The organism is Pseudomonas yamanorum, from assembly GCF_900105735.1.
Taxonomy (GTDB): Bacteria; Pseudomonadota; Gammaproteobacteria; order Pseudomonadales; family Pseudomonadaceae; genus Aquipseudomonas; species Aquipseudomonas yamanorum.
Map to the genome: position 1 here is coordinate 3,413,447 of NZ_LT629793.1, position 20,369 is coordinate 3,433,815.

The window sequence follows — 20,369 nt, forward strand, 5'->3', positions numbered from 1 at the left end:
CTTCACTCCCGATGGTCGTGGGTCTGGGTGATACGGCCTTGTTCCACGTGGAACAAAGCGACTGGCGTTTCCGTCTGCCAGCCTTCCCTCAATAATTCGTGGTCTACACAGGTGATAAACACCTGGCAGCGTAAGTCTTCCAACAAGCGGCATAACGCGCGGCGGTGCTGCTCGTCCAGCTCGGACGGCAAGTCATCCACCAGATAAATACATTGCCCGCGCCGGGCCTGGCTAACCAGATGCCCCTGGGCGATACGCAGCGCGCAAACCACCAACTTCTGCTGACCGCGGGACAAGATGTCCGCAGCATTATGTGCGCCTAATCTAAGGCGCAAATCAGCCCGTTGTGGTCCGGCCTGGGTGTGACCAATTTGCTGATCCCGTTGTAAGGACGTGGCGAGCACTGCACTCAGTTCCCGGTCTTTGTCCCAACCACGGTAGTAGCTCAACGTCAGCCCCTCGAGTTCAAGCAACTCGCTCAAGGTCTGTTCAAAGACTGGTTTCAAGGCTTTGATATAGGCGCGGCGGTATTCATCTATTTCAGCGCTGGCCAGGCACAGTTCCCGGTCCCAGGCCGCTTGCGAAGCGGCGTCAAGTGTACCATGCCGCAGCCATGAGTTCCGCTGCCGCAGGGCCTTCTGCAGGCGCTGCCAAGTGGCCATGAAACGCGGTTCCACGTGGAACACTCCCCAATCGAGGAATTGCCTGCGGATTTTTGGCGCGCCTTCCAGCAAGCGGAAGCTGTCTGGGTTGATCAGTTGCAGTGGCAGGATTTCCGCCAGCTGCGCGGCACTGCGAGCATTCTGCCCGTCGATGCGTATTTGAAACTCCCCCTGGCGATCACGAGAAATCCCCAAGCTGCTATGACCGCCTTCCGCCAATTCGACTTGGCCAAATACCGTGCACGCCAATTGCTCGTACTGAATCACCGGTAACAAGCGGGCACTGCGAAAGGAACGGGCTAGCCCTAGCAGGTGAATGGCTTCCAGCACGCTGGTTTTGCCACTGCCGTTGGCGCCGTGGAGGATATTGATGCGGGGGGAAGGGGAGAAGGTCACCGGGTGCAAATTGCGCACCGCGGTGACCGAGACGCGACTGAGGGACATCTAGCTTCTGCTGAACATGATTACAGGCGCATCGGCATGACAACGTAAGCCGAGTCATCGTTGTCGGATTCTTGCACCAGGGCGCTGCTGTTGGAGTCAGACAGAATCAGGCGAACCTGTTCGGTGGTCATGACGCCCAGCACGTCCAGCAGGTAGCTGACGTTGAAGCCGATTTCCAGGTTGCCGCCGTTGTAGTCGACGCCCACTTCCTCTTCCGCTTCTTCCTGCTCAGGGTTATTCGCCTGAATTTTCAGCTGGCCGTTGGCCAATTGCAGGCGAATACCACGGTACTTCTCGTTGGAGAGAATAGCGGTACGGCTGAATGCTTCACGCAGGGCCTGACGATCACCGATCACCAGCTTGTCACCGCCTTTAGGCAGAACACGCTCGTAATCCGGGAACTTGCCGTCAACAAGCTTGGATGTGAAGGTGAACTCGCCGGTAGTCGCGCGGATGTGGTGCTGGCCCAGGACGATGCTGACATTGCCATCCGGCTCGGTCAGCAGGCGCGCGAGTTCCAGAATACCTTTACGCGGCACGATCACCTGGTGGCGATCCGGCTGACCGATATCGGCTTTCATCGAGCACATGGCCAGACGGTGACCGTCAGTGGCTACGGCGCGGATGATGCCTTCGGAGACTTCCAGCAGCATGCCGTTGAGGTAATAACGCACGTCCTGCTGGGCCATGGCGAAGCTGGTGCGCTCGATCAAACGGCGCAGTCGGCTTTGTTCCAGGCTGCAGGTCAGCGAGCCAGGACCTTCTTCCACGGTCGGGAAGTCGTTGGCCGGCAAGGTCGAAAGGGTGAAGCGGCTGCGACCGGCCTTGACCACCAGCTTCTGCTCATCAACCTTGATGTCGATCAGTGCGTCGTTAGGCAGGCTTTTACAGATGTCCATCAGCTTGCGCGCCGGCACGGTGATCTCGCCAGGTTCGGCGGGCTCTTCCAGTTGGACACGACCGACCAGTTCGACTTCCAGGTCGGTACCGGTCAAGGACAATTGCTGGCCTTCGACAACCAGCAATACGTTGGAAAGCACCGGCAAGGTCTGTCGGCGCTCGACGACGCCTGCGACCAGTTGCAGGGGTTTCAACAGGGCTTCGCGTTGAATGGTGAAATGCATGGTCTAGTCCCTTGCCTTAATAAGCTGCGCTGGTGTTCATCAAGTAGTCAGTGTACGCAGCAGGTTCTTGTAGTCCTCGCGAATATCCGCGTCGGATTCCTTAAGTTCGTTGATCTTGCGGCACGCGTGCAAGACCGTGGTGTGGTCGCGACCGCCAAACACATCACCAATTTCCGGCAGGCTGTGGTTGGTCAGCTCTTTGGAGAGCGCCATCGCTACCTGACGGGGACGTGCTACCGAGCGCGAACGGCGCTTGGACAGCAGGTCGGAAATCTTGATCTTGTAGTACTCGGCCACAGTGCGCTGGATGTTATCCACACTCACCAGCTTGTCTTGCAACGCCAACAGGTCTTTCAGGGATTCGCGAATCAACTCGATGGTGATGTCGCGGCCCATGAAGTGCGAGTGAGCGATGACCCGCTTGAGTGCGCCTTCCAGCTCACGCACGTTGGAACGAATGCGCTGGGCGATGAAGAACGCGGCGTCGTGAGGCAGGTCGACTTTAGCCTGGTCGGCCTTTTTCATCAGGATCGCGACGCGGGTTTCCAGTTCCGGCGGTTCTACCGCGACGGTTAGGCCCCAGCCGAAGCGCGACTTCAGGCGCTCTTCCAGGCCTTCGATTTCCTTCGGATAACGGTCACTGGTCAAGATGACCTGTTGGCCACCTTCGAGCAACGCGTTGAACGTGTGGAAAAACTCTTCCTGGGAACGTTCCTTGCGGGCGAAGAATTGAATGTCATCGATCAGCAAGGCATCAACGGAACGGTAGAACCGTTTGAACTCGTTGATTGCATTGAGCTGCAGCGCCTTGACCATGTCGGCCACGAAGCGCTCCGAGTGCAGGTACACGACCTTGGCATTCGGGTTCTTCTTTAATAGGTGGTTCCCCACGGCGTGCATCAAGTGAGTTTTACCCAAGCCAACACCGCCATAAAGGAAGAGCGGGTTGTAACCGTGCTTGGGATTGTCGGCAACCTGCCAGGCAGCCGCACGGGCCAGCTGGTTGGATTTACCTTCGACAAAGTTCTCAAAGGTGAACGTGCGGTTCAGGTAACTGGTGTGCTTAAGCGCACCTTCTACCTGGACGGTGCGCTGTTCAGCACGAACCGGGGCCTGCTGAGAGCTGGCGCCGGCCATTGGGTCAAAGCTGTCGCGGGACGGCTCTTCATTTATAGGCGCGTTTTTCTGCGACGACGATTTCGAAGGCGTCTGGGCAACCGGGGCCGGCGAGTTATTAACAGGTGCCGCCGCGGCCTGAGCCTGGGAGGCACTGGCTGCCAACGGTGCATTCGGCGCAGCACGAGGTACCGAGCTGCGTTTGCTGCCTATTAATAAGGAGAGCACCGGAGCAAGCCCGTTGCCATGTTCATCGAGCAATTCGAGAACGCGGCTCAGGTATTTCTCGTTGACCCAGTCGAGAACAAAACGATTGGGTGCGTAGACACGCAACTCGTCGCCTTCGGCTTCGACCTGTAGCGGACGGATCCAGGTGTTGAATTGCTGGGCAGGCAGCTCATCGCGCAAAAGCTCCACGCACTGCTGCCAAAGTTCCACTGACACGGATATCCCCTAAGTTGAAAGCCGGTGAGGCAAAAACAGCCGCCATTGTAGCGGCCAGCCGTCCACTTATCCACATGTAGGTTGCTCACAGGGCGCCAAGAATCAATGCCTTAACCGTAAAAAAGGCGACAAATGGTCTGTGCATAAGCTCTGTGGATAAGCGCCCCTAAGCTCGTTGTACAAGTGGGGTCGAAAGTCTGTGGGTAACTGGCCTGTGGATAAGTAGCCATTCCACACACAGCTTATCCGATAGCGCAGCACAGGCAGAGCACCGTTTCTCCCCCGTGTTGTCATTCTCTGTACAGCACGTAGAATATGGCCTTAAGGCAGTTATCCACAGAAGATCGCCTCCCTAGCTTTTATAAGCTTTACAGAAAAGCTTTAAATAACTTCCTTCTTTATTTTTATATCTATGGCATTGCTCGTGAAAGCCGAACCGCCCGGATTCGGTCCAGGGGCCCCCAGATATCTAATTAAAGGAAAAGCTGGTTGGAAATTGACCTAGAGGCTTGCTTTCTCTAGAATCGCCGGTCTCTTAAAACGGGGGCCATTCCGGCCCGTTGTGGACGAACCAGGTAACACGCCATGAAACGTACTTTCCAACCAAGCACCATCAAACGCGCCCGTACTCACGGCTTCCGTGCTCGCATGGCAACCAAGAACGGCCGTGCTGTCCTGTCGCGTCGCCGCGCCAAAGGTCGTGCGCGTCTGGCAGTTTGATAATCCGGTACTGGTGGTGAGTCAGGACTTCAGTCGGGAAAAGCGTCTGCTAACCCCCCGGCATTTCAAGGCAGTCTTTGACTCCCCCACCGGCAAGGTTCCGGGGAAAAATCTCCTGCTCCTTGCGCGTAACAACGATCTGGATCACCCCCGTCTCGGGTTAGTGATCGGCAAGAAGAGCGTAAAGCTCTCCGTTGAGCGCAATCGCCTCAAGCGTCTGATGCGCGAATCGTTTCGCCTCCACCAGGACACTCTGGTTGGTTGGGATATTGTTATCGTCGCGCGCAAAGGCTTGGGGGACGTAGAAAACCCCGAATTGATTCAGCATTTCGGCAAGCTCTGGAAACGTTTGGCTCGTACCAACAAGCCAGCACCAGCTGTCAGCACCGAAACTGTAGGGGTAGACAGTACTGATGCGTAAACTGGCCCTCGTTCCGATCCAGTTTTACCGCTATGCCATTAGTCCCCTGATGGCAAATCACTGTCGTTTCTACCCCAGTTGTTCCTGCTACGCGTTGGAAGCCATAGAAAATCATGGCCTTCTGCGCGGTGGCTGGCTGACCTTTCGTCGTTTAGGTCGCTGTCATCCGTGGAATCCCGGTGGTTATGACCCGGTTCCACCTATCCCTACCTCCCGTTCTTCTTCGATGGCCGAGTAATCATGGATATTAAACGCACGATCCTGATCGTCGCCCTGGCAATCGTGTCCTACTCTATGGTTCTTAAGTGGAACCAGGATTATGGCCAAGCTGCCCTGCCGACTCAGAATGTTGCTACCAATCAGTCGGCGCCGGCTATTCCGGATACGCCACTGGGTAACAATGCTGCCGCCAGTGCCGATGTACCCAGCGCGAATGCCGATACCAGCACCCCGGTAGAAACCCCGGTCGTCACCAATAAAGACCTCATCCATGTAAAAACGGATGTACTGGACCTGGCAATCGATCCACAGGGTGGTGATATCGCCCAGCTGAAGCTGCCGCTGTATCCACGTCGCCAAGACCATCCGGATGTTCCGTTCCAGCTGTTCGATAACGGCGGCGAACGTGTATATCTGGCACAAAGTGGCCTGACCGGCACTGACGGTCCGGATGCTCGTGCTACCGGTCGTCCGGTTTATTCGACCGAACAGAAGACTTATCAACTGGCTGACGGCCAGAACCAGTTGAACGTCGACCTGAAATTCAGTCACGACGGCGTCAACTACATCAAGCGTTTCAGCTTCACCCGCGGTTTGTACGATCTGAAAGTCACTTATCTGATCGATAACGAAAGCGCGAAGCCGTGGACCGGCAACCTGTTTGCCCAGCTCAAGCGTGACAACAGCGCCGATCCTTCTTCCAGCACCGCCACCGGCACCGCGACTTACCTGGGCGCCGCCCTGTGGACAAGTAGCGAGCCGTACAAAAAAGTGTCGATGAAAGATATCGACAAGGGCGCGCTGAAAGAAACCGTTCAAGGTGGCTGGGTTGCCTGGTTGCAACACTACTTCGTGACCGCATGGATCCCGAACAAGGGTGATGCGAACCTGGTTCAAACCCGCAAAGACAGCCAAGGTAACTACATCATTGGCTTTACTGGCCCGACGTTGACCGTCGCTCCGGGTGCCAAGGCCGAAGCCAGCGCTACGTTGTATGCCGGTCCGAAGAGCCAGGCTGTGCTGAAAGAGTTATCCCCAGGTCTGGAACTGACTGTGGATTACGGCATTCTGTGGTTCATTGCCCAGCCTATCTTCTGGCTGCTGCAACATATCCACAGCATCGTCGGCAACTGGGGCTTCTCGATCATCCTGCTGACCATGTTGATCAAGGGGATCTTCTTCCCACTGTCGGCTGCCAGCTACAAGTCGATGGCGCGTATGCGTGCCGTGGCCCCGAAACTGGCCGCGCTGAAAGAACAACATGGCGATGACCGGCAGAAAATGTCGCAGGCCATGATGGAGCTGTACAAGAAAGAGAAGATCAACCCGTTGGGTGGATGCTTGCCGATTCTGGTGCAGATGCCGGTGTTCCTGTCGCTGTACTGGGTGCTCCTGGAAAGCGTGGAAATGCGCCAGGCTCCGTTCATGCTGTGGATAACTGACCTGTCGATCAAAGACCCGTTCTTTATTCTGCCGATCATCATGGGCGCGACCATGTTCATCCAGCAGCGTCTGAACCCGACGCCTCCGGACCCGATGCAGGCCAAGGTAATGAAAATGATGCCAATCATCTTCACCTTCTTCTTCCTGTGGTTCCCGGCTGGTCTGGTGCTGTACTGGGTCGTCAACAACTGCCTGTCGATCTCCCAACAGTGGTACATCACACGTAAAATCGAAGCGGCTACCAAAAAAGCCGAGGCGTAATTTACTCTGTGGATAACACCACTCAAGACGCCCCCTAGTGGGGCGTTTTGCTTTCCGTCACTTTTATCCGGGTACCCGCCATGAGCGCTCCTCGTGAAACCATCGCCGCTGTCGCCACCGCTCAAGGTCGTGGTGGTGTCGGTATCGTTCGTATTTCCGGGCCGCTCGCCGGCGTGGCTGCCCAAGCCATCAGTGGTCGGGAGCTGAAGCCGCGGTATGCGCATTACGGGCCGTTTTTAGGTGCTGATGAAGAGGTGCTGGATGAAGGTATTGCCCTTTATTTTCCGGGCCCGAACTCCTTTACCGGTGAAGACGTCCTGGAACTGCAAGGCCACGGCGGCCCGATCGTCCTGGACATGCTGCTGCAGCGTTGCCTGCAGTTGGGTTGCCGCCTGGCACGGCCGGGTGAATTCAGCGAACGCGCGTTCCTCAACGACAAACTCGACCTGGCTCAGGCCGAGGCGATTGCCGACCTGATCGAAGCCAGCTCTGCACAAGCCGCGCGCAATGCGTTGCGCTCATTGCAGGGCGCATTTTCCCTGCGTGTGCATAACCTCACCGAGCAATTGATCAGCTTGCGCATCTACGTGGAGGCCGCGATTGATTTTCCGGAGGAAGAAATCGACTTCCTCGCCGATGGCCATGTCCTGGCGATGCTGGATAAAGTCCGCGACGAGTTATCCACAGTACTGCGTGAAGCCGGGCAAGGTGCCTTGCTGCGCGACGGTATGACCGTGGTGATTGCCGGTCGTCCCAACGCCGGCAAGTCGAGCCTGCTCAATGCCCTGGCCGGGCGAGAAGCCGCGATCGTCACCGAGATCGCCGGCACCACGCGGGACATCCTGCGCGAACATATCCACATCGATGGCATGCCCCTGCATGTGGTGGACACGGCCGGGCTGCGTGACACCGATGACCAGGTGGAAAAGATCGGTGTGGAACGCGCGTTGAAGGCCATTACGGAAGCTGACCGTGTCCTGCTGGTGGTGGATGCCACTGCGCCAGAGGCTGCAGATCCATTCGCGCTGTGGCCGGAATTCCTCGAACAACGGCCGGACCCGGCCAAGGTCACGCTGATTCGCAACAAGGCTGACCTGACGGGCGAGGCAATTGCCCTGGAAGTCAGTGAAGATGGCCACGTGACAATCAGCTTGAGTGCCAAGGCCGCAGGAGAAGGGCTGGAACTGCTGCGCGATCATCTGAAAGCGTGCATGGGCTACGAACAGACCTCGGAAAGCAGCTTTAGCGCGCGCCGCAGGCACCTGGAAGCGTTGCGTCATGCCAGCGCGGCCCTCGAGCACGGGCGGGCACAGTTGACCCTGGCAGGTGCTGGTGAGCTTCTGGCTGAAGACCTGCGCCAGGCTCAACATTTATTGGGCGAGATTACCGGTGCGTTCAGCTCCGATGACTTGCTGGGACGGATCTTTTCCAGCTTCTGCATCGGTAAATAACCTTTCGCTGCTACCCAGACAGGCCATTCGCGCCTGTCTGTTCTGCCCGTTTCAGGGCATCCAACTGTCTTTTCTGAATAACGCGAACGCTGCGACGGCTTTTCTGCGCCCGTAATTTGTCTCTACGGACGCTTTTCTGTGGATTAAGCCCTGTGAATAACCCCCCCTGTGCCCAGTTGATAACCAGCCTTGAAACCTGAGTAAAACCCCCTCTGTGGATAACCGCCTGTTTAATCCACAGGCTTAAACCACTTATCCAAGGGCCTCCTTGGCACCTAACCACAGACTTTTGAAGCTCTGTACACAAAGTAAATAAAGGCCTGTATAGATCTATCCACAGAAACATGCCTCAGTAGAAATAAACATAAAAACAAAGATTTAATAAATTTCTCTCTTTTAATTTCTATTGTTCGTGATTCATCCACAGCTGGTTAAATTTTGTGCAAAGGGTTCTTTAGGAAGGGCGAAGTCCCTATACTTGCCGACTCGTTCGAAAACCTGATCTCGAACGCTCATTCCTAATTACCTACAGAAGCAGGCACGAGGTGCGTGGTGGATTTCCCTTCCCGTTTTGAAGTGATCGTCATCGGCGGCGGTCATGCCGGTACCGAGGCAGCACTGGCGTCAGCACGCATGGGGGCAAAAACCCTGTTGCTGACGCATAACGTGGAAACCCTCGGCGCCATGAGCTGCAACCCCGCAATTGGCGGGATTGGCAAAAGCCACTTGGTCAAGGAAATCGATGCCCTAGGCGGCGCGATGGCCATGGCTACCGACAAAGGTGGTATTCAATTTCGCGTATTGAACAGCCGCAAAGGCCCGGCCGTGCGAGCCACGCGTGCTCAAGCCGACCGGATCCTGTACAAGGCCGCTGTCCGCGAAACCCTGGAAAACCAGCCGAACCTGTGGATATTTCAACAGGCAGCCGATGACCTGATCGTCGAACAAGACCAGGTACGCGGTGTTGTCACGCAAATGGGCCTGCGTTTCTTCGCAGAATCCGTGGTGTTGACCACCGGTACCTTCCTCGGCGGACTTATCCACATCGGTATGCAGAACTATTCCGGTGGCCGCGCCGGTGATCCACCGTCAATCGCCTTGGCTCAGCGCCTTCGCGAACTGCCACTGCGTGTTGGTCGCCTGAAAACCGGCACGCCGCCGCGAATTGATGGCCGGTCTGTGGATTTCTCGGTGATGACCGAGCAAGCCGGCGATACACCGATCCCGGTGATGTCGTTCATGGGCTCCAAGGAACAGCATCCGAAACAGGTCAGTTGCTGGATTACCCATACCAACGCTCGCACCCACGAAATCATTGCTGCGAACCTCGACCGTTCGCCGATGTATTCCGGTGTGATCGAAGGTATTGGCCCACGCTACTGCCCGTCGATCGAAGACAAGATCCATCGCTTTGCCGACAAGGAAAGCCACCAGGTTTTTATCGAGCCGGAAGGTCTGACTACCCACGAGCTGTACCCGAACGGGATTTCCACTTCCTTGCCGTTCGACGTGCAAATCCAGATTGTGCAATCGATTCGCGGTATGGAAAACGCCCACATCGTGCGGCCTGGCTACGCCATCGAATACGACTACTTCGACCCGCGTGACCTGAAATACAGCCTGGAAACCAAGGTTATTGGCGGTTTGTTCTTCGCTGGCCAAATCAACGGCACTACCGGTTACGAAGAAGCAGGCGCCCAGGGTTTGCTGGCCGGCACCAACGCGGCACTGCGTGCACAGGGCAAAGACAGCTGGTGCCCGCGTCGCGATGAGGCGTACATCGGGGTGTTGGTCGATGACCTGATTACTCTCGGTACCCAGGAACCGTACCGGATGTTTACGTCCCGGGCCGAATACCGCCTGATCCTGCGGGAAGACAACGCCGACCTGCGCTTGACCGAAAAAGGTCGCGAGTTGGGCCTGGTCGACGACGTGCGTTGGGCGGCGTTCTGCAAAAAACGCGAAAGCATCGAGTTGGAAGAGCAACGCCTGAAAAGTACCTGGGTTCGCCCGGGCACCGAGCAAGGCGACGCGATTGCCGAAAAATTCGGCACGCCGCTGACCCACGAATACAACTTGCTGAACCTGCTGTCCCGTCCGGAAATCGACTACGCTGGTCTGATCTCGGTCACCGGCGGTGGCGCAGAAGATCCACAGGTGGCCGAGCAGGTCGAAATCAAGACCAAATACGCCGGCTACATTGACCGCCAGCAGGATGAGATCGCTCGTCTGCGGGCCAGCGAAGACACCAAGCTGCCTGTGGATATTGATTACACAAACATTTCCGGGCTGTCGAAAGAGATTCAAGGCAAGCTGGGGATAACTCGACCAGAGACCCTGGGCCAGGCATCCCGTATCCCGGGCGTCACGCCGGCAGCCATTTCGCTGTTGATGATTCATTTGAAAAAACGCGGCGCGGGCCGTCAGTTGGAGCAAAGCGCTTGAGTTCGTTGGTCACCTCGCAACACGCCGAAGAGTTATCCACAGGTGCTCGCCAGCTTGGCGTCGACCTGACCGAAGCCCAGCACGAGTTGCTGCTGGGTTATCTGGCCCTGTTGATCAAATGGAACAAGGCTTACAACCTCACGGCGGTGCGTGATCCAGACGAAATGGTCTCTCGCCATCTCCTCGACAGTCTCAGCGTGATGCCGTTTATCGAAAACGGCCGCTGGCTCGACGTTGGCAGCGGCGGCGGTATGCCCGGCATCCCGTTGGCGATCCTGTTTCCCGAGTCGCAAGTGACTTGCCTGGACAGCAATGGCAAGAAAACCCGCTTCCTGACCCAGGTCAAACTCGAACTCAAGCTGGATAACCTGCAAGTTATCCACAGTCGCGTCGAAGCCTTCACGCCTGAACAGCCTTTCAACGGAATTGTGTCCCGGGCGTTCAGCAGCATGGAGAACTTCAGCAACTGGACCCGCCACCTTGGCGACCGCGATACCCGTTGGCTGGCAATGAAGGGCGTTCATCCAAGCGACGAGCTGTTAGCATTGCCGGCAGACTTCCACCTCGATAGCGAACACGCCTTGGCCGTACCCGGTTGCCAAGGCCAACGCCATCTGCTGATACTGCGCCGCACGGCATGATTGGGAACACAAGCAAGAATGGCTAAGGTATTCGCGATAGCGAACCAGAAAGGTGGCGTGGGCAAAACCACCACCTGCATCAACCTCGCAGCATCCCTGGTCGCTACCAAGCGTCGGGTGCTGTTGATCGATCTCGATCCACAGGGCAACGCCACCATGGGTAGCGGTGTGGATAAACACGGCCTGGAAAACTCGGTCTACGACTTGTTGATTGGCGAGTGCGACCTGGCCCAGGCCATGCACTATTCCGAGCACGGTGGTTATCAACTGCTGCCGGCCAACCGCGATTTGACTGCGGCGGAAGTGGTGCTGCTGGAAATGCAGATGAAAGAAAGCCGTCTGCGCAGCGCCTTGGCGCCAATCCGCGAGAATTACGACTACATTTTGATCGACTGCCCACCGTCGCTGTCGATGCTGACGTTGAACGCACTGGTTGCCGCCGACGGGGTGATTATCCCCATGCAGTGCGAGTACTTCGCGCTCGAAGGCTTGAGCGACCTTGTGGATAACATCAAGCGTATTGCCGAGTTGCTCAACCCGAACCTGCAAATCGAAGGCCTGTTGCGGACCATGTATGACCCGCGCCTGAGCCTGATGAACGATGTATCGGCGCAGCTCAAGGAACACTTCGGCGACCAGTTGTACGACACCGTGATTCCACGCAACATCCGCCTGGCCGAAGCGCCAAGCTATGGCATGCCCGCGCTGGCGTACGACAAATCGTCCCGCGGCGCCATTGCCTACCTGGCTCTGGCCGGCGAGATGGTTCGTCGTCAACGCCGCAATTCACGCACCGCTGCAGCCCAGCCAACTTAAGGAATCCCCATGGCCGTCAAGAAACGAGGTCTCGGACGTGGACTGGATGCACTGCTGAGTGGTCCGACTGTCACTTCGCTTGAAGAACAGGCAGTGCAGGCCGACGAGCGCGAGCTGCAACATCTGCCGCTGGACCTGATCCAGCGCGGCAAATACCAGCCGCGCCGGGACATGGACCCTCAGGCGCTGGAAGAATTGGCGAATTCGATCAAGGCCCAGGGCGTGATGCAGCCAATCGTGGTGCGCCCGATTGGTGCAGGTCGCTTTGAAATCATCGCCGGCGAACGCCGCTGGCGCGCGAGCCAACAGGCCGGCAAGGAAACCATCCCGGCGATGGTGCGTGATGTGCCGGATGAAACCGCCATTGCCATGGCGTTGATCGAGAACATCCAGCGCGAAGACCTTAATCCTATTGAGGAGGCGATCGCCCTGCAGCGTTTGCAGCAGGAATTCAAATTGACTCAGCAGGAAGTCGCGGACGCGGTGGGCAAGTCCCGGGTGACCGTGTCCAACCTGTTGCGCCTGATCGCGCTGCCGGAAGTCATCAAAACCATGCTTTCCCATGGAGACCTGGAAATGGGGCACGCCCGTGCCTTGCTCGGTTTGCCGGAAAATCAACAGGTTGAAGGGGCGCGACACGTTGTCGCACGAGGCCTCACCGTTCGTCAGACCGAGGCCCTGGTTCGCCAGTGGCTCAGTGGCAAACCTGCACCGGTCGAAACTGCCAAACCTGATCCGGACATTGCACGCCTGGAGCAGCGCCTGGCCGAACGCCTAGGCTCTGCGGTGCAAATTCGCCACGGCAAGAAAGGTAAAGGGCAATTGGTCATCGGATATAACTCATTGGATGAGCTTCAGGGCGTCCTTGCCCACATCCGTTGAAACAATTGCTTCTGTAGCGCGCAGTCGGAAATCACTACCCGGCAGTTGAATAGGGGCAGAACCGCCCCTATACTCTGCGCGCATTTTGTCGGCACAAATTATGCCAAGTTATTGATTTCCGGCAGCCGACCATTGAGGAGCAAGAGTGATGGAAACCCGCACGCCAAACACGTTGCCGTTCCATCGCTTGGCCGTTTTCCCGGTTTTAGTGGCTCAATTTGTCATCTTGCTGATCGCCGCTTTGGCGTTTTGGTACTGGCATGGAGTCGTAGCCGGATACTCGGGACTCTGCGGAGGCCTGATAGCCTTGCTGCCCAATATGTATTTTGCTCACAGGGCCTTTCGGTTTTCCGGCGCCCGAGCAGCCCAAGCCATCGTCCGGTCTTTTTATGCTGGCGAGGCGGGGAAATTGATTTTGACGGCAGTGCTGTTTGCACTGACCTTTGCAGGTGTGAAGCCATTGGCGCCGCTGGCTGTATTCGGCGTCTTCGTGTTGACCCAACTGGTCAGCTGGTTCGCTCCCCTGCTAATGAAAACAAGACTTTCGAAACCTTAGGGCGTTTGAGGCAACCATGGCAGAAACAACCGCTTCGGGCTATATCCAGCACCACTTGCAGAACCTGACCTTCGGTCAGCTTCCCAACGGCGGCTGGGGCTTTGCCCACACCGCAGCAGAAGCCAAAGAAATGGGCTTCTGGGCATTCCACCTGGATACTCTGGGCTGGTCTGTCGCATTGGGTCTGATCTTCGTCCTGATTTTCCGCATGGCGGCAAAGAAGGCGACTTCCGGTCAGCCAGGTGCTTTGCAGAACTTCGTTGAAGTATTGGTCGAATTCGTCGATGGCAGCGTGAAAGACAGCTTCCATGGTCGTAGCGCGGTGATTGCACCGTTGGCACTGACCATCTTCGTCTGGGTGTTCCTGATGAACGCCGTCGACCTGATTCCGGTTGACTGGATTCCTCAGTTGGCCATGGCGATCTCCGGCGATCCGCACATTCCATTCCGTGCCGTATCGACCACTGACCCGAACGCTACCCTGGGCATGGCCCTGTCGGTGTTCGTGTTGATCATTTTCTACAGCATCAAGATCAAGGGCATCGGCGGCTTCATCGGCGAACTGACCCTGCACCCGTTCGGCAGCAAGAACATCTTCATTCAAGCCCTGCTGATCCCGGTGAACTTCCTGCTGGAATTCGTGACCCTGATCGCCAAGCCGATTTCCCTGGCTCTGCGACTGTTCGGCAACATGTATGCCGGCGAGCTGGTGTTCATTCTGATCGCTGTGATGTTCGGCAGTGGTCTGCTCTGGCTTAGCGGCTTGGGCATTGTTCTGCAGTGGGCGTGGGCTGTGTTCCACATCCTGATCATCACCCTGCAGGCGTTTATCTTCATGATGCTGACCATCGTCTACCTGTCGATGGCGCACGAAGAGAACCATTAAGACCAGTCTCGACTAGTCTGATGTCCCTCCCGGTCAAACGGGAGGGTAGCCCTGAAGGGCTATGAAACGATTTGTTTTACCGCTTTAAAATCTAAAAAACCTAAACCATACGACGTAAAAGTCGGGAGGAAAGATGGAAACTGTAGTTGGTCTAACCGCTATCGCTGTTGCACTGTTGATCGGCCTGGGCGCCCTGGGTACTGCCATTGGTTTCGGCCTGTTGGGCGGCAAGTTCCTGGAAGGCGCAGCGCGTCAGCCAGAAATGGTTCCAATGCTGCAAGTTAAAATGTTCATCGTCGCCGGCCTGCTCGACGCCGTGACCATGATCGGTGTTGGTATCGCTCTGTTCTTCACCTTCGCGAACCCCTTCGTTGGTCAACTCGCCGGTTAATCACTCGTTTTTTCGAGTGATTGGTGTGTTGTGCAACGAACGAGCGAGGTATTGGCGTGAACATTAATGCAACCATTATTGGTCAGTCCTTAGCGTTCTTGATTTTTGTAGTTTTCTGCATGAAGTTCGTATGGCCTCCGGTCATCGCGGCTTTGCACGAACGTCAGAAGAAGATCGCAGACGGACTGGACGCTGCCGCACGAGCAGCTCGCGACCTGGAGTTGGCCCAAGATAAAGCGGGTCAACAACTGCGCGAAGCGAAAGCTCAGGCAGCTGAAATCATTGAGCAAGCCAAGAAACGCGGTAACCAGATCGTTGAAGAGGCTGTTGAAAAAGCCCGTATCGACGCTGACCGTGTGAAGGTTCAGGCTCAAGCCGAGATCGAGCAGGAACTGAACGGTGTCAAAGATGCGCTGCGTGCCCAACTGGGTGCTCTGGCCGTCGGCGGTGCTGAGAAGATCCTGGGTGCCACAATCGATCAAAACGCGCACGCGGAGCTGGTAAACAAACTGGCTGCTGAAATTTAAGCGAGGGCGATCATGGCAGAATTGACCACGTTGGCCCGACCTTACGCTAAGGCAGCCTTCGAGCACGCCCAGGCCCACCAGCAGCTGGCCTCTTGGTCAGCCATGCTCGGCCTGGCAGCAGCAGTGTCGCAAGACGACACCATGCAGCGCGTGCTCAAGGCCCCGCGACTGACGAGCGCAGACAAGGCCGCCACGTTTATTGACGTGTGCGGCGACAAGTTTGATGTAAAAGTGCAGAACTTCATCCACGTCGTTGCCGAAAACGACCGTCTCCCGCTTCTGCCGGAGATCGCCGCTCTGTTTGACCTGTACAAGGCCGAACAAGAGAAATCGGTAGACGTTGAAGTGACCAGTGCTTTTGCATTGAACCAAGAACAGCAAGACAAACTCGCCAAGGTTCTCAGTGCACGACTCGACCGGGAAGTGCGCCTGCAAGTTGCGGAGGATGCCACCCTGATTGGTGGTGTCATCATTCGCGCCGGCGACCTGGTTATCGATGGCTCGATTCGCGGCAAACTCGCGAATCTTGCCGAAGCATTGAAATCTTGAGTTTGAAGGGGCAGCAGAGCAATGCAGCAACTCAATCCTTCCGAAATAAGTGAAATTATCAAGGGCCGCATCGACAAGCTCGATGTGACCTCCCAAGCCCGTAACGAAGGCACTGTCGTCAGCGTATCTGACGGCATCGTGCGGATTCACGGTCTGGCCGACGTAATGTACGGCGAGATGATCGAGTTTCCGGGCGGCGTCTACGGTATGGCTCTCAACCTGGAGCAAGACTCTGTAGGTGCCGTTGTATTGGGCTCCTACCAGACTCTGGCTGAAGGCATGAGCGCCAAGTGCACAGGCCGCATCCTGGAGGTTCCGGTTGGTAAGGAACTGCTGGGTCGCGTTGTCGACGCACTGGGTAACCCAGTTGACGGCAAAGGTCCGCTGAACAACACCGAGACCGATGCGGTCGAGAAAGTTGCTCCAGGCGTGATCTGGCGTAAGTCGGTAGACCAGCCTGTACAGACTGGCTACAAGGCTGTCGATGCCATGATTCCTGTCGGCCGTGGCCAGCGTGAGCTGATCATCGGTGACCGTCAGATCGGTAAAACCGCTCTGGCGATCGACGCGATCATCAACCAGAAAGACAGCGGGATTTTCTGCGTCTACGTAGCCATCGGTCAGAAACAATCGACCATCGCCAACGTGGTTCGCAAGCTGGAAGAAAACGGCGCCCTGGCTAACACCATCGTCGTGGCCGCCAGTGCTTCCGAATCCGCTGCACTTCAGTTCCTGGCACCGTACTCCGGTTGCACCATGGGCGAATACTTCCGCGACCGCGGTGAAGACGCGCTGATCGTTTATGACGATCTGTCCAAGCAAGCAGTGGCTTACCGCCAGATTTCCCTGCTGCTGCGCCGTCCACCAGGCCGTGAAGCTTACCCAGGCGACGTGTTCTATCTCCACTCCCGTCTGCTGGAGCGCGCATCCCGCGTTTCGGAAGAATACGTAGAGAAGTTCACCAACGGCGCAGTGACCGGCAAAACCGGTTCCCTGACCGCACTGCCGATCATCGAAACCCAGGCTGGCGACGTTTCCGCGTTCGTTCCGACCAACGTGATTTCCATCACCGACGGTCAGATCTTCCTGGAATCGGCCATGTTCAACTCCGGGATCCGTCCTGCAGTGAACGCCGGTGTTTCGGTATCCCGTGTGGGTGGTGCCGCTCAGACCAAGATCATCAAGAAGCTCTCCGGTGGTATCCGTACCGCTCTGGCTCAGTACCGTGAACTGGCGGCATTCGCCCAGTTTGCTTCTGACCTGGACGAAGCGACCCGTAAGCAACTTGAGCATGGTCAGCGCGTTACCGAGCTGATGAAGCAGAAGCAATACGCACCAATGTCGATCGCTGACATGGCGCTGTCGCTGTATGCCGCTGAGCGTGGGTTCCTGACCGACGTTGAAATCACCAAGGTCGGCAGCTTCGAACAAGCGCTGATTGCTTACTTCAACCGCGATCACGCCGAATTGATGGCGAAGATCAACGTGAAGGGTGACTTCAATGACGACATCGACGCTGGCATCAAAGCCGGTATCGAGAAGTTCAAGGCCACCCAAACCTGGTAAGCCGCAGCGGGGGCCGCGAGGCTCCCGCTTGCTAACCTGATAGGTGTTACATGGCAGGCGCAAAAGAGATTCGCAGTAAGATTGCGAGCATCAAAAGCACGCAAAAGATCACCAGCGCCATGGAAAAAGTGGCGGTCAGCAAAATGCGCAAGGCACAAATGCGCATGGCTGCTAGCCGTCCCTACGCGGAGCGTATCCGCCAGGTTATTGGTCATCTGGCCAACGCCAACCCGGAATATCGCCACCCGTTCATGATCGATCGCGAAGTTAAGCGCGTCGGTTATGTCGTGGTGAGCAGTGACCGTGGTTTGTGCGGTGGTTTGAATACCAACCTGTTCAAGGCCCTGGTCAAGGACATGGCGGTAAACCGCGAAAAAGGCGTCGAGATCGATCTGTGTGTGGTCGGTAGCAAGGGTGCGGCCTTTTTCCGCAACTTCGGCGGTAACGTCGTTGCAGCTATCAGCCACCTGGGTGAAGAACCGTCGATCAATGATTTGATCGGCAGCGTCAAAGTGATGCTGGATGCATACCTGGAAGGCCGGATTGACCGCCTCTCCGTGGTGTCCAACAAGTTCATCAACACCATGACGCAACAGCCTACCGTGGAGCAGTTGATTCCATTGGTGGCGGCCCCGGAACAAGAACTCAAGCACCACTGGGACTACCTCTACGAACCAGACGCCAAAGAGCTGCTTGACGGCTTGATGGTGCGCTACGTGGAGTCGCAGGTGTACCAGGCGGTGGTCGAGAACAACGCGGCTGAACAAGCTGCGCGGATGATCGCGATGAAGAACGCTACCGACAACGCCGGTGATTTGATCAGCGATTTGCAGCTGATCTACAACAAGGCGCGTCAGGCTGCGATCACCCAAGAGATCTCGGAAATCGTCGGCGGCGCTGCCGCGGTTTAACGGTTCAAATATTCAGAGGATCCAGCTATGAGTAGCGGACGTATCGTTCAAATCATCGGCGCCGTTATCGACGTGGAATTCCCACGCGACAGCGTACCGAGCATCTACAACGCTTTGAAAGTCAAAAGCGATGCAGGCACCACCCTGGAAGTTCAGCAGCAGCTGGGCGACGGCGTGGTTCGTACCATTGCAATGGGTTCCACCGAAGGCTTGAAGCGCGGTCTGGAAGTCACTGACTCTGGCGCAGCCATCTCCGTACCGGTCGGTAAAGCGACCCTGGGCCGGATCATGGACGTCCTCGGTAACCCGATCGACGAAGCCGGTCCAATCGACACCGAAGAGCGCTGGGGCATTCACCGTCCTGCGCCTTCCTTCGCGGAACAAGCGGGCGGCAACGACCTGCTGGAAACCGGCATCAAGGTTATCGACCTGGTTTGCCCGTTCGCCAAGGGCGGTAAAGTCGGTCTGTTCGGTGGTGCCGGTGTAGGCAAAACCGTAAACATGATGGAACTGATCCGTAACATCGCCATCGAGCACAGCGGTTATTCCGTGTTCGCCGGTGTGGGTGAGCGTACTCGTGAGGGTAACGACTTCTACCACGAGATGAAGGATTCCAACGTTCTGGACAAAGTGGCACTGGTTTACGGTCAGATGAACGAGCCGCCGGGTAACCGTCTGCGCGTAGCACTGACCGGCCTGACCATGGCCGAGAAGTTCCGTGACGAAGGTAACGACGTTCTGCTGTTCGTCGACAACATCTATCGTTACACCCTGGCCGGTACTGAAGTATCCGCACTGCTGGGCCGTATGCCTTCCGCAGTAGGTTACCAGCCGACCCTGGCCGAAGAGATGGGTACTCTGCAAGAGCGTATCACTTCGACCAAAAACGGTTCGATCACCTCGATCCAAGCGGTATACGTACCTGCGGATGACTTGACTGACCCGTCGCCAGCGACCACGTTCGCCCACTTGGACGCCACCGTCGTACTGTCCCGTGACATCGCCTCCCTGGGTATCTACCCAGCGGTCGATCCACTGGATTCGACTTCGCGCCAGCTGGACCCGAACGTTATCGGCCAGGAACACTACGACACCGCTCGCGGCGTCCAGTACGTTCTGCAGCGTTACAAAGAACTGAAGGACATCATTGCGATCCTGGGTATGGACGAGCTGTCGGAAACCGACAAGCAGTTGGTATCCCGCGCTCGTAAGATCCAGCGCTTCTTGTCGCAGCCGTTCTTCGTGGCTGAAGTCTTCACCGGTGCCTCGGGTAAATACGTTTCCCTGAAAGACACCATTGCTGGCTTCAAAGGCATCCTCAACGGTGACTACGACCACCTGCCAGAACAAGCGTTCTACATGGTCGGCGGCATCGAAGAAGCGATCGAGAAAGCCAAGAAACTGTAATTCCGGCGCCCGGTAACGGGCGCTAATCAGGTTGAGGCAAGCAGATGGCTATGACATTCCATTGCGATATCGTCAGCGCGGAAGGGGAAATCTTCTCCGGTCAGATCGAGAGTGTGATTGCACACGGCGAACTGGGCGACCTGGGTATTAACTTTGGCCACGCGCCATTGATTACATCCTTGAAGCCTGGTCCGATCACTCTGACCAAGCTGGGCGGGGAAAGGGAGGTGTTTTACATCTCCGGTGGTTTCCTCGAGGTTCAGCCGAACATGGTCAAGGTACTTGCCGACACCGTGCAACGTGCTGCCGACCTGGATGAAGCCTCCGCTCAGGAAGCCGTCAAGGCTGCCGAGAAGGCCCTGAACGAAAAAGGCGCAGATTTCGACTACGGTTCTGCTGCTGCACGTCTGGCCGAGGCCGCAGCTCAGCTGCGCACCGTCCAGCAGATCCGCAAGAAGTTTGGCGGCTAAGCCGTCAAGCCTCATGC

At 56.7% G+C, this 20,369-nt stretch carries 21 protein-coding genes; 18 read left to right on the top strand and 3 right to left on the bottom strand.

Annotated elements, in window-relative coordinates; translation table 11 throughout:
- Positions 1 to 2: 2 nt before the first annotated feature.
- From recF to dnaA, 3 genes are read right to left on the bottom strand one after another with little or no spacing between them, the layout of a single operon-like run.
- Complete coding sequence (recF, locus tag BLU46_RS16050) at positions 3 to 1,106, bottom strand: DNA replication/repair protein RecF (RefSeq protein ID WP_003213585.1); 1,104 nt, start codon at positions 1,104 to 1,106, stop codon at positions 3 to 5.
- A gap of 20 nt (positions 1,107 to 1,126) precedes the next feature.
- The gene (dnaN, locus tag BLU46_RS16055) at positions 1,127 to 2,230 is read right to left on the bottom strand and encodes a DNA polymerase III subunit beta (protein WP_003213582.1); all 1,104 of its coding nucleotides are present in this window, start codon (positions 2,228 to 2,230) and stop codon (positions 1,127 to 1,129) included.
- A gap of 39 nt (positions 2,231 to 2,269) precedes the next feature.
- Positions 2,270 to 3,790: a chromosomal replication initiator protein DnaA gene (dnaA, locus tag BLU46_RS16060; protein WP_063033748.1), complete on the bottom strand. Its 1,521-nt coding sequence runs from the start codon at positions 3,788 to 3,790 to the stop codon at positions 2,270 to 2,272.
- Between the two features lie 585 nt (positions 3,791 to 4,375).
- Between dnaA and rpmH the strand changes: the two genes are divergently transcribed.
- The 18 genes from rpmH to BLU46_RS16155 all read left to right on the top strand — a co-directional run bounded on the left by rpmH (position 4,376) and on the right by BLU46_RS16155 (position 20,352).
- The gene (gene rpmH / locus BLU46_RS16065) at positions 4,376 to 4,510 is read left to right on the top strand and encodes a 50S ribosomal protein L34 (protein WP_003213577.1); all 135 of its coding nucleotides are present in this window, start codon (positions 4,376 to 4,378) and stop codon (positions 4,508 to 4,510) included.
- Between the two features lie 16 nt (positions 4,511 to 4,526).
- The gene (gene rnpA / locus BLU46_RS16070; protein WP_053128141.1) at positions 4,527 to 4,931 is read left to right on the top strand and encodes a ribonuclease P protein component; all 405 of its coding nucleotides are present in this window, start codon (positions 4,527 to 4,529) and stop codon (positions 4,929 to 4,931) included.
- Positions 4,924 to 5,169, top strand: coding sequence for a membrane protein insertion efficiency factor YidD (gene yidD / locus BLU46_RS16075; protein WP_003213574.1), 246 nt, complete (start codon positions 4,924 to 4,926; stop codon positions 5,167 to 5,169). The genes rnpA and yidD overlap by 8 nt, the downstream gene beginning before the upstream one ends.
- Positions 5,170 to 5,171: 2 nt before the next feature.
- Positions 5,172 to 6,854 (top strand): membrane protein insertase YidC, encoded by a 1,683-nt coding sequence (gene yidC / locus BLU46_RS16080; RefSeq protein ID WP_003213572.1) that lies wholly within the window; start codon positions 5,172 to 5,174, stop codon positions 6,852 to 6,854.
- 80 nt (positions 6,855 to 6,934) lie between these two features.
- Complete coding sequence (mnmE, locus tag BLU46_RS16085; RefSeq protein WP_093203408.1) at positions 6,935 to 8,305, top strand: tRNA uridine-5-carboxymethylaminomethyl(34) synthesis GTPase MnmE; 1,371 nt, start codon at positions 6,935 to 6,937, stop codon at positions 8,303 to 8,305.
- Between the two features lie 552 nt (positions 8,306 to 8,857).
- Entirely contained in the window at positions 8,858 to 10,750 is a 1,893-nt protein-coding gene (gene mnmG, locus BLU46_RS16095; RefSeq protein ID WP_003213563.1) for a tRNA uridine-5-carboxymethylaminomethyl(34) synthesis enzyme MnmG, read from the top strand.
- Positions 10,747 to 11,391 (top strand): 16S rRNA (guanine(527)-N(7))-methyltransferase RsmG, encoded by a 645-nt coding sequence (gene rsmG, locus BLU46_RS16100; RefSeq protein ID WP_093203411.1) that lies wholly within the window; start codon positions 10,747 to 10,749, stop codon positions 11,389 to 11,391. Before mnmG ends, rsmG begins: the two co-directional genes overlap by 4 nt.
- Positions 11,392 to 11,409: 18 nt before the next feature.
- On the top strand, positions 11,410 to 12,207 hold the full coding sequence (locus BLU46_RS16105; protein WP_017477894.1) for a ParA family protein: 798 nt from the start codon (positions 11,410 to 11,412) through the stop codon (positions 12,205 to 12,207).
- A 9-nt stretch (positions 12,208 to 12,216) separates the two neighbouring features.
- Positions 12,217 to 13,089 (top strand): ParB/RepB/Spo0J family partition protein, encoded by an 873-nt coding sequence (locus tag BLU46_RS16110; protein WP_063033750.1) that lies wholly within the window; start codon positions 12,217 to 12,219, stop codon positions 13,087 to 13,089.
- 148 nt (positions 13,090 to 13,237) lie between these two features.
- Positions 13,238 to 13,645 (top strand): F0F1 ATP synthase subunit I, encoded by a 408-nt coding sequence (locus BLU46_RS16115; RefSeq protein WP_017477892.1) that lies wholly within the window; start codon positions 13,238 to 13,240, stop codon positions 13,643 to 13,645.
- A gap of 16 nt (positions 13,646 to 13,661) precedes the next feature.
- On the top strand, positions 13,662 to 14,531 hold the full coding sequence (gene atpB, locus BLU46_RS16120) for a F0F1 ATP synthase subunit A (RefSeq protein ID WP_093203414.1): 870 nt from the start codon (positions 13,662 to 13,664) through the stop codon (positions 14,529 to 14,531).
- 133 nt (positions 14,532 to 14,664) lie between these two features.
- Positions 14,665 to 14,922, top strand: coding sequence for a F0F1 ATP synthase subunit C (atpE, locus tag BLU46_RS16125; protein ID WP_002555987.1), 258 nt, complete (start codon positions 14,665 to 14,667; stop codon positions 14,920 to 14,922).
- A 56-nt stretch (positions 14,923 to 14,978) separates the two neighbouring features.
- A complete protein-coding gene (locus BLU46_RS16130; protein ID WP_008439543.1) occupies positions 14,979 to 15,449 on the top strand; it encodes a F0F1 ATP synthase subunit B in 471 nt (156 codons plus the stop codon).
- 12 nt (positions 15,450 to 15,461) lie between these two features.
- Complete coding sequence (locus BLU46_RS16135) at positions 15,462 to 15,998, top strand: F0F1 ATP synthase subunit delta (protein ID WP_003213551.1); 537 nt, start codon at positions 15,462 to 15,464, stop codon at positions 15,996 to 15,998.
- A gap of 21 nt (positions 15,999 to 16,019) precedes the next feature.
- Positions 16,020 to 17,564, top strand: coding sequence for a F0F1 ATP synthase subunit alpha (gene atpA / locus BLU46_RS16140; protein ID WP_003213549.1), 1,545 nt, complete (start codon positions 16,020 to 16,022; stop codon positions 17,562 to 17,564).
- 50 nt (positions 17,565 to 17,614) lie between these two features.
- Complete coding sequence (gene atpG / locus BLU46_RS16145; RefSeq protein ID WP_003213547.1) at positions 17,615 to 18,475, top strand: F0F1 ATP synthase subunit gamma; 861 nt, start codon at positions 17,615 to 17,617, stop codon at positions 18,473 to 18,475.
- Positions 18,476 to 18,502: 27 nt separating this feature from the next.
- Positions 18,503 to 19,882 (top strand): F0F1 ATP synthase subunit beta, encoded by a 1,380-nt coding sequence (gene atpD, locus BLU46_RS16150; protein ID WP_003213545.1) that lies wholly within the window; start codon positions 18,503 to 18,505, stop codon positions 19,880 to 19,882.
- Positions 19,883 to 19,926: 44 nt separating this feature from the next.
- Positions 19,927 to 20,352, top strand: coding sequence for a F0F1 ATP synthase subunit epsilon (locus BLU46_RS16155; RefSeq protein ID WP_008439541.1), 426 nt, complete (start codon positions 19,927 to 19,929; stop codon positions 20,350 to 20,352).
- Positions 20,353 to 20,369: the final 17 nt, after the last annotated feature.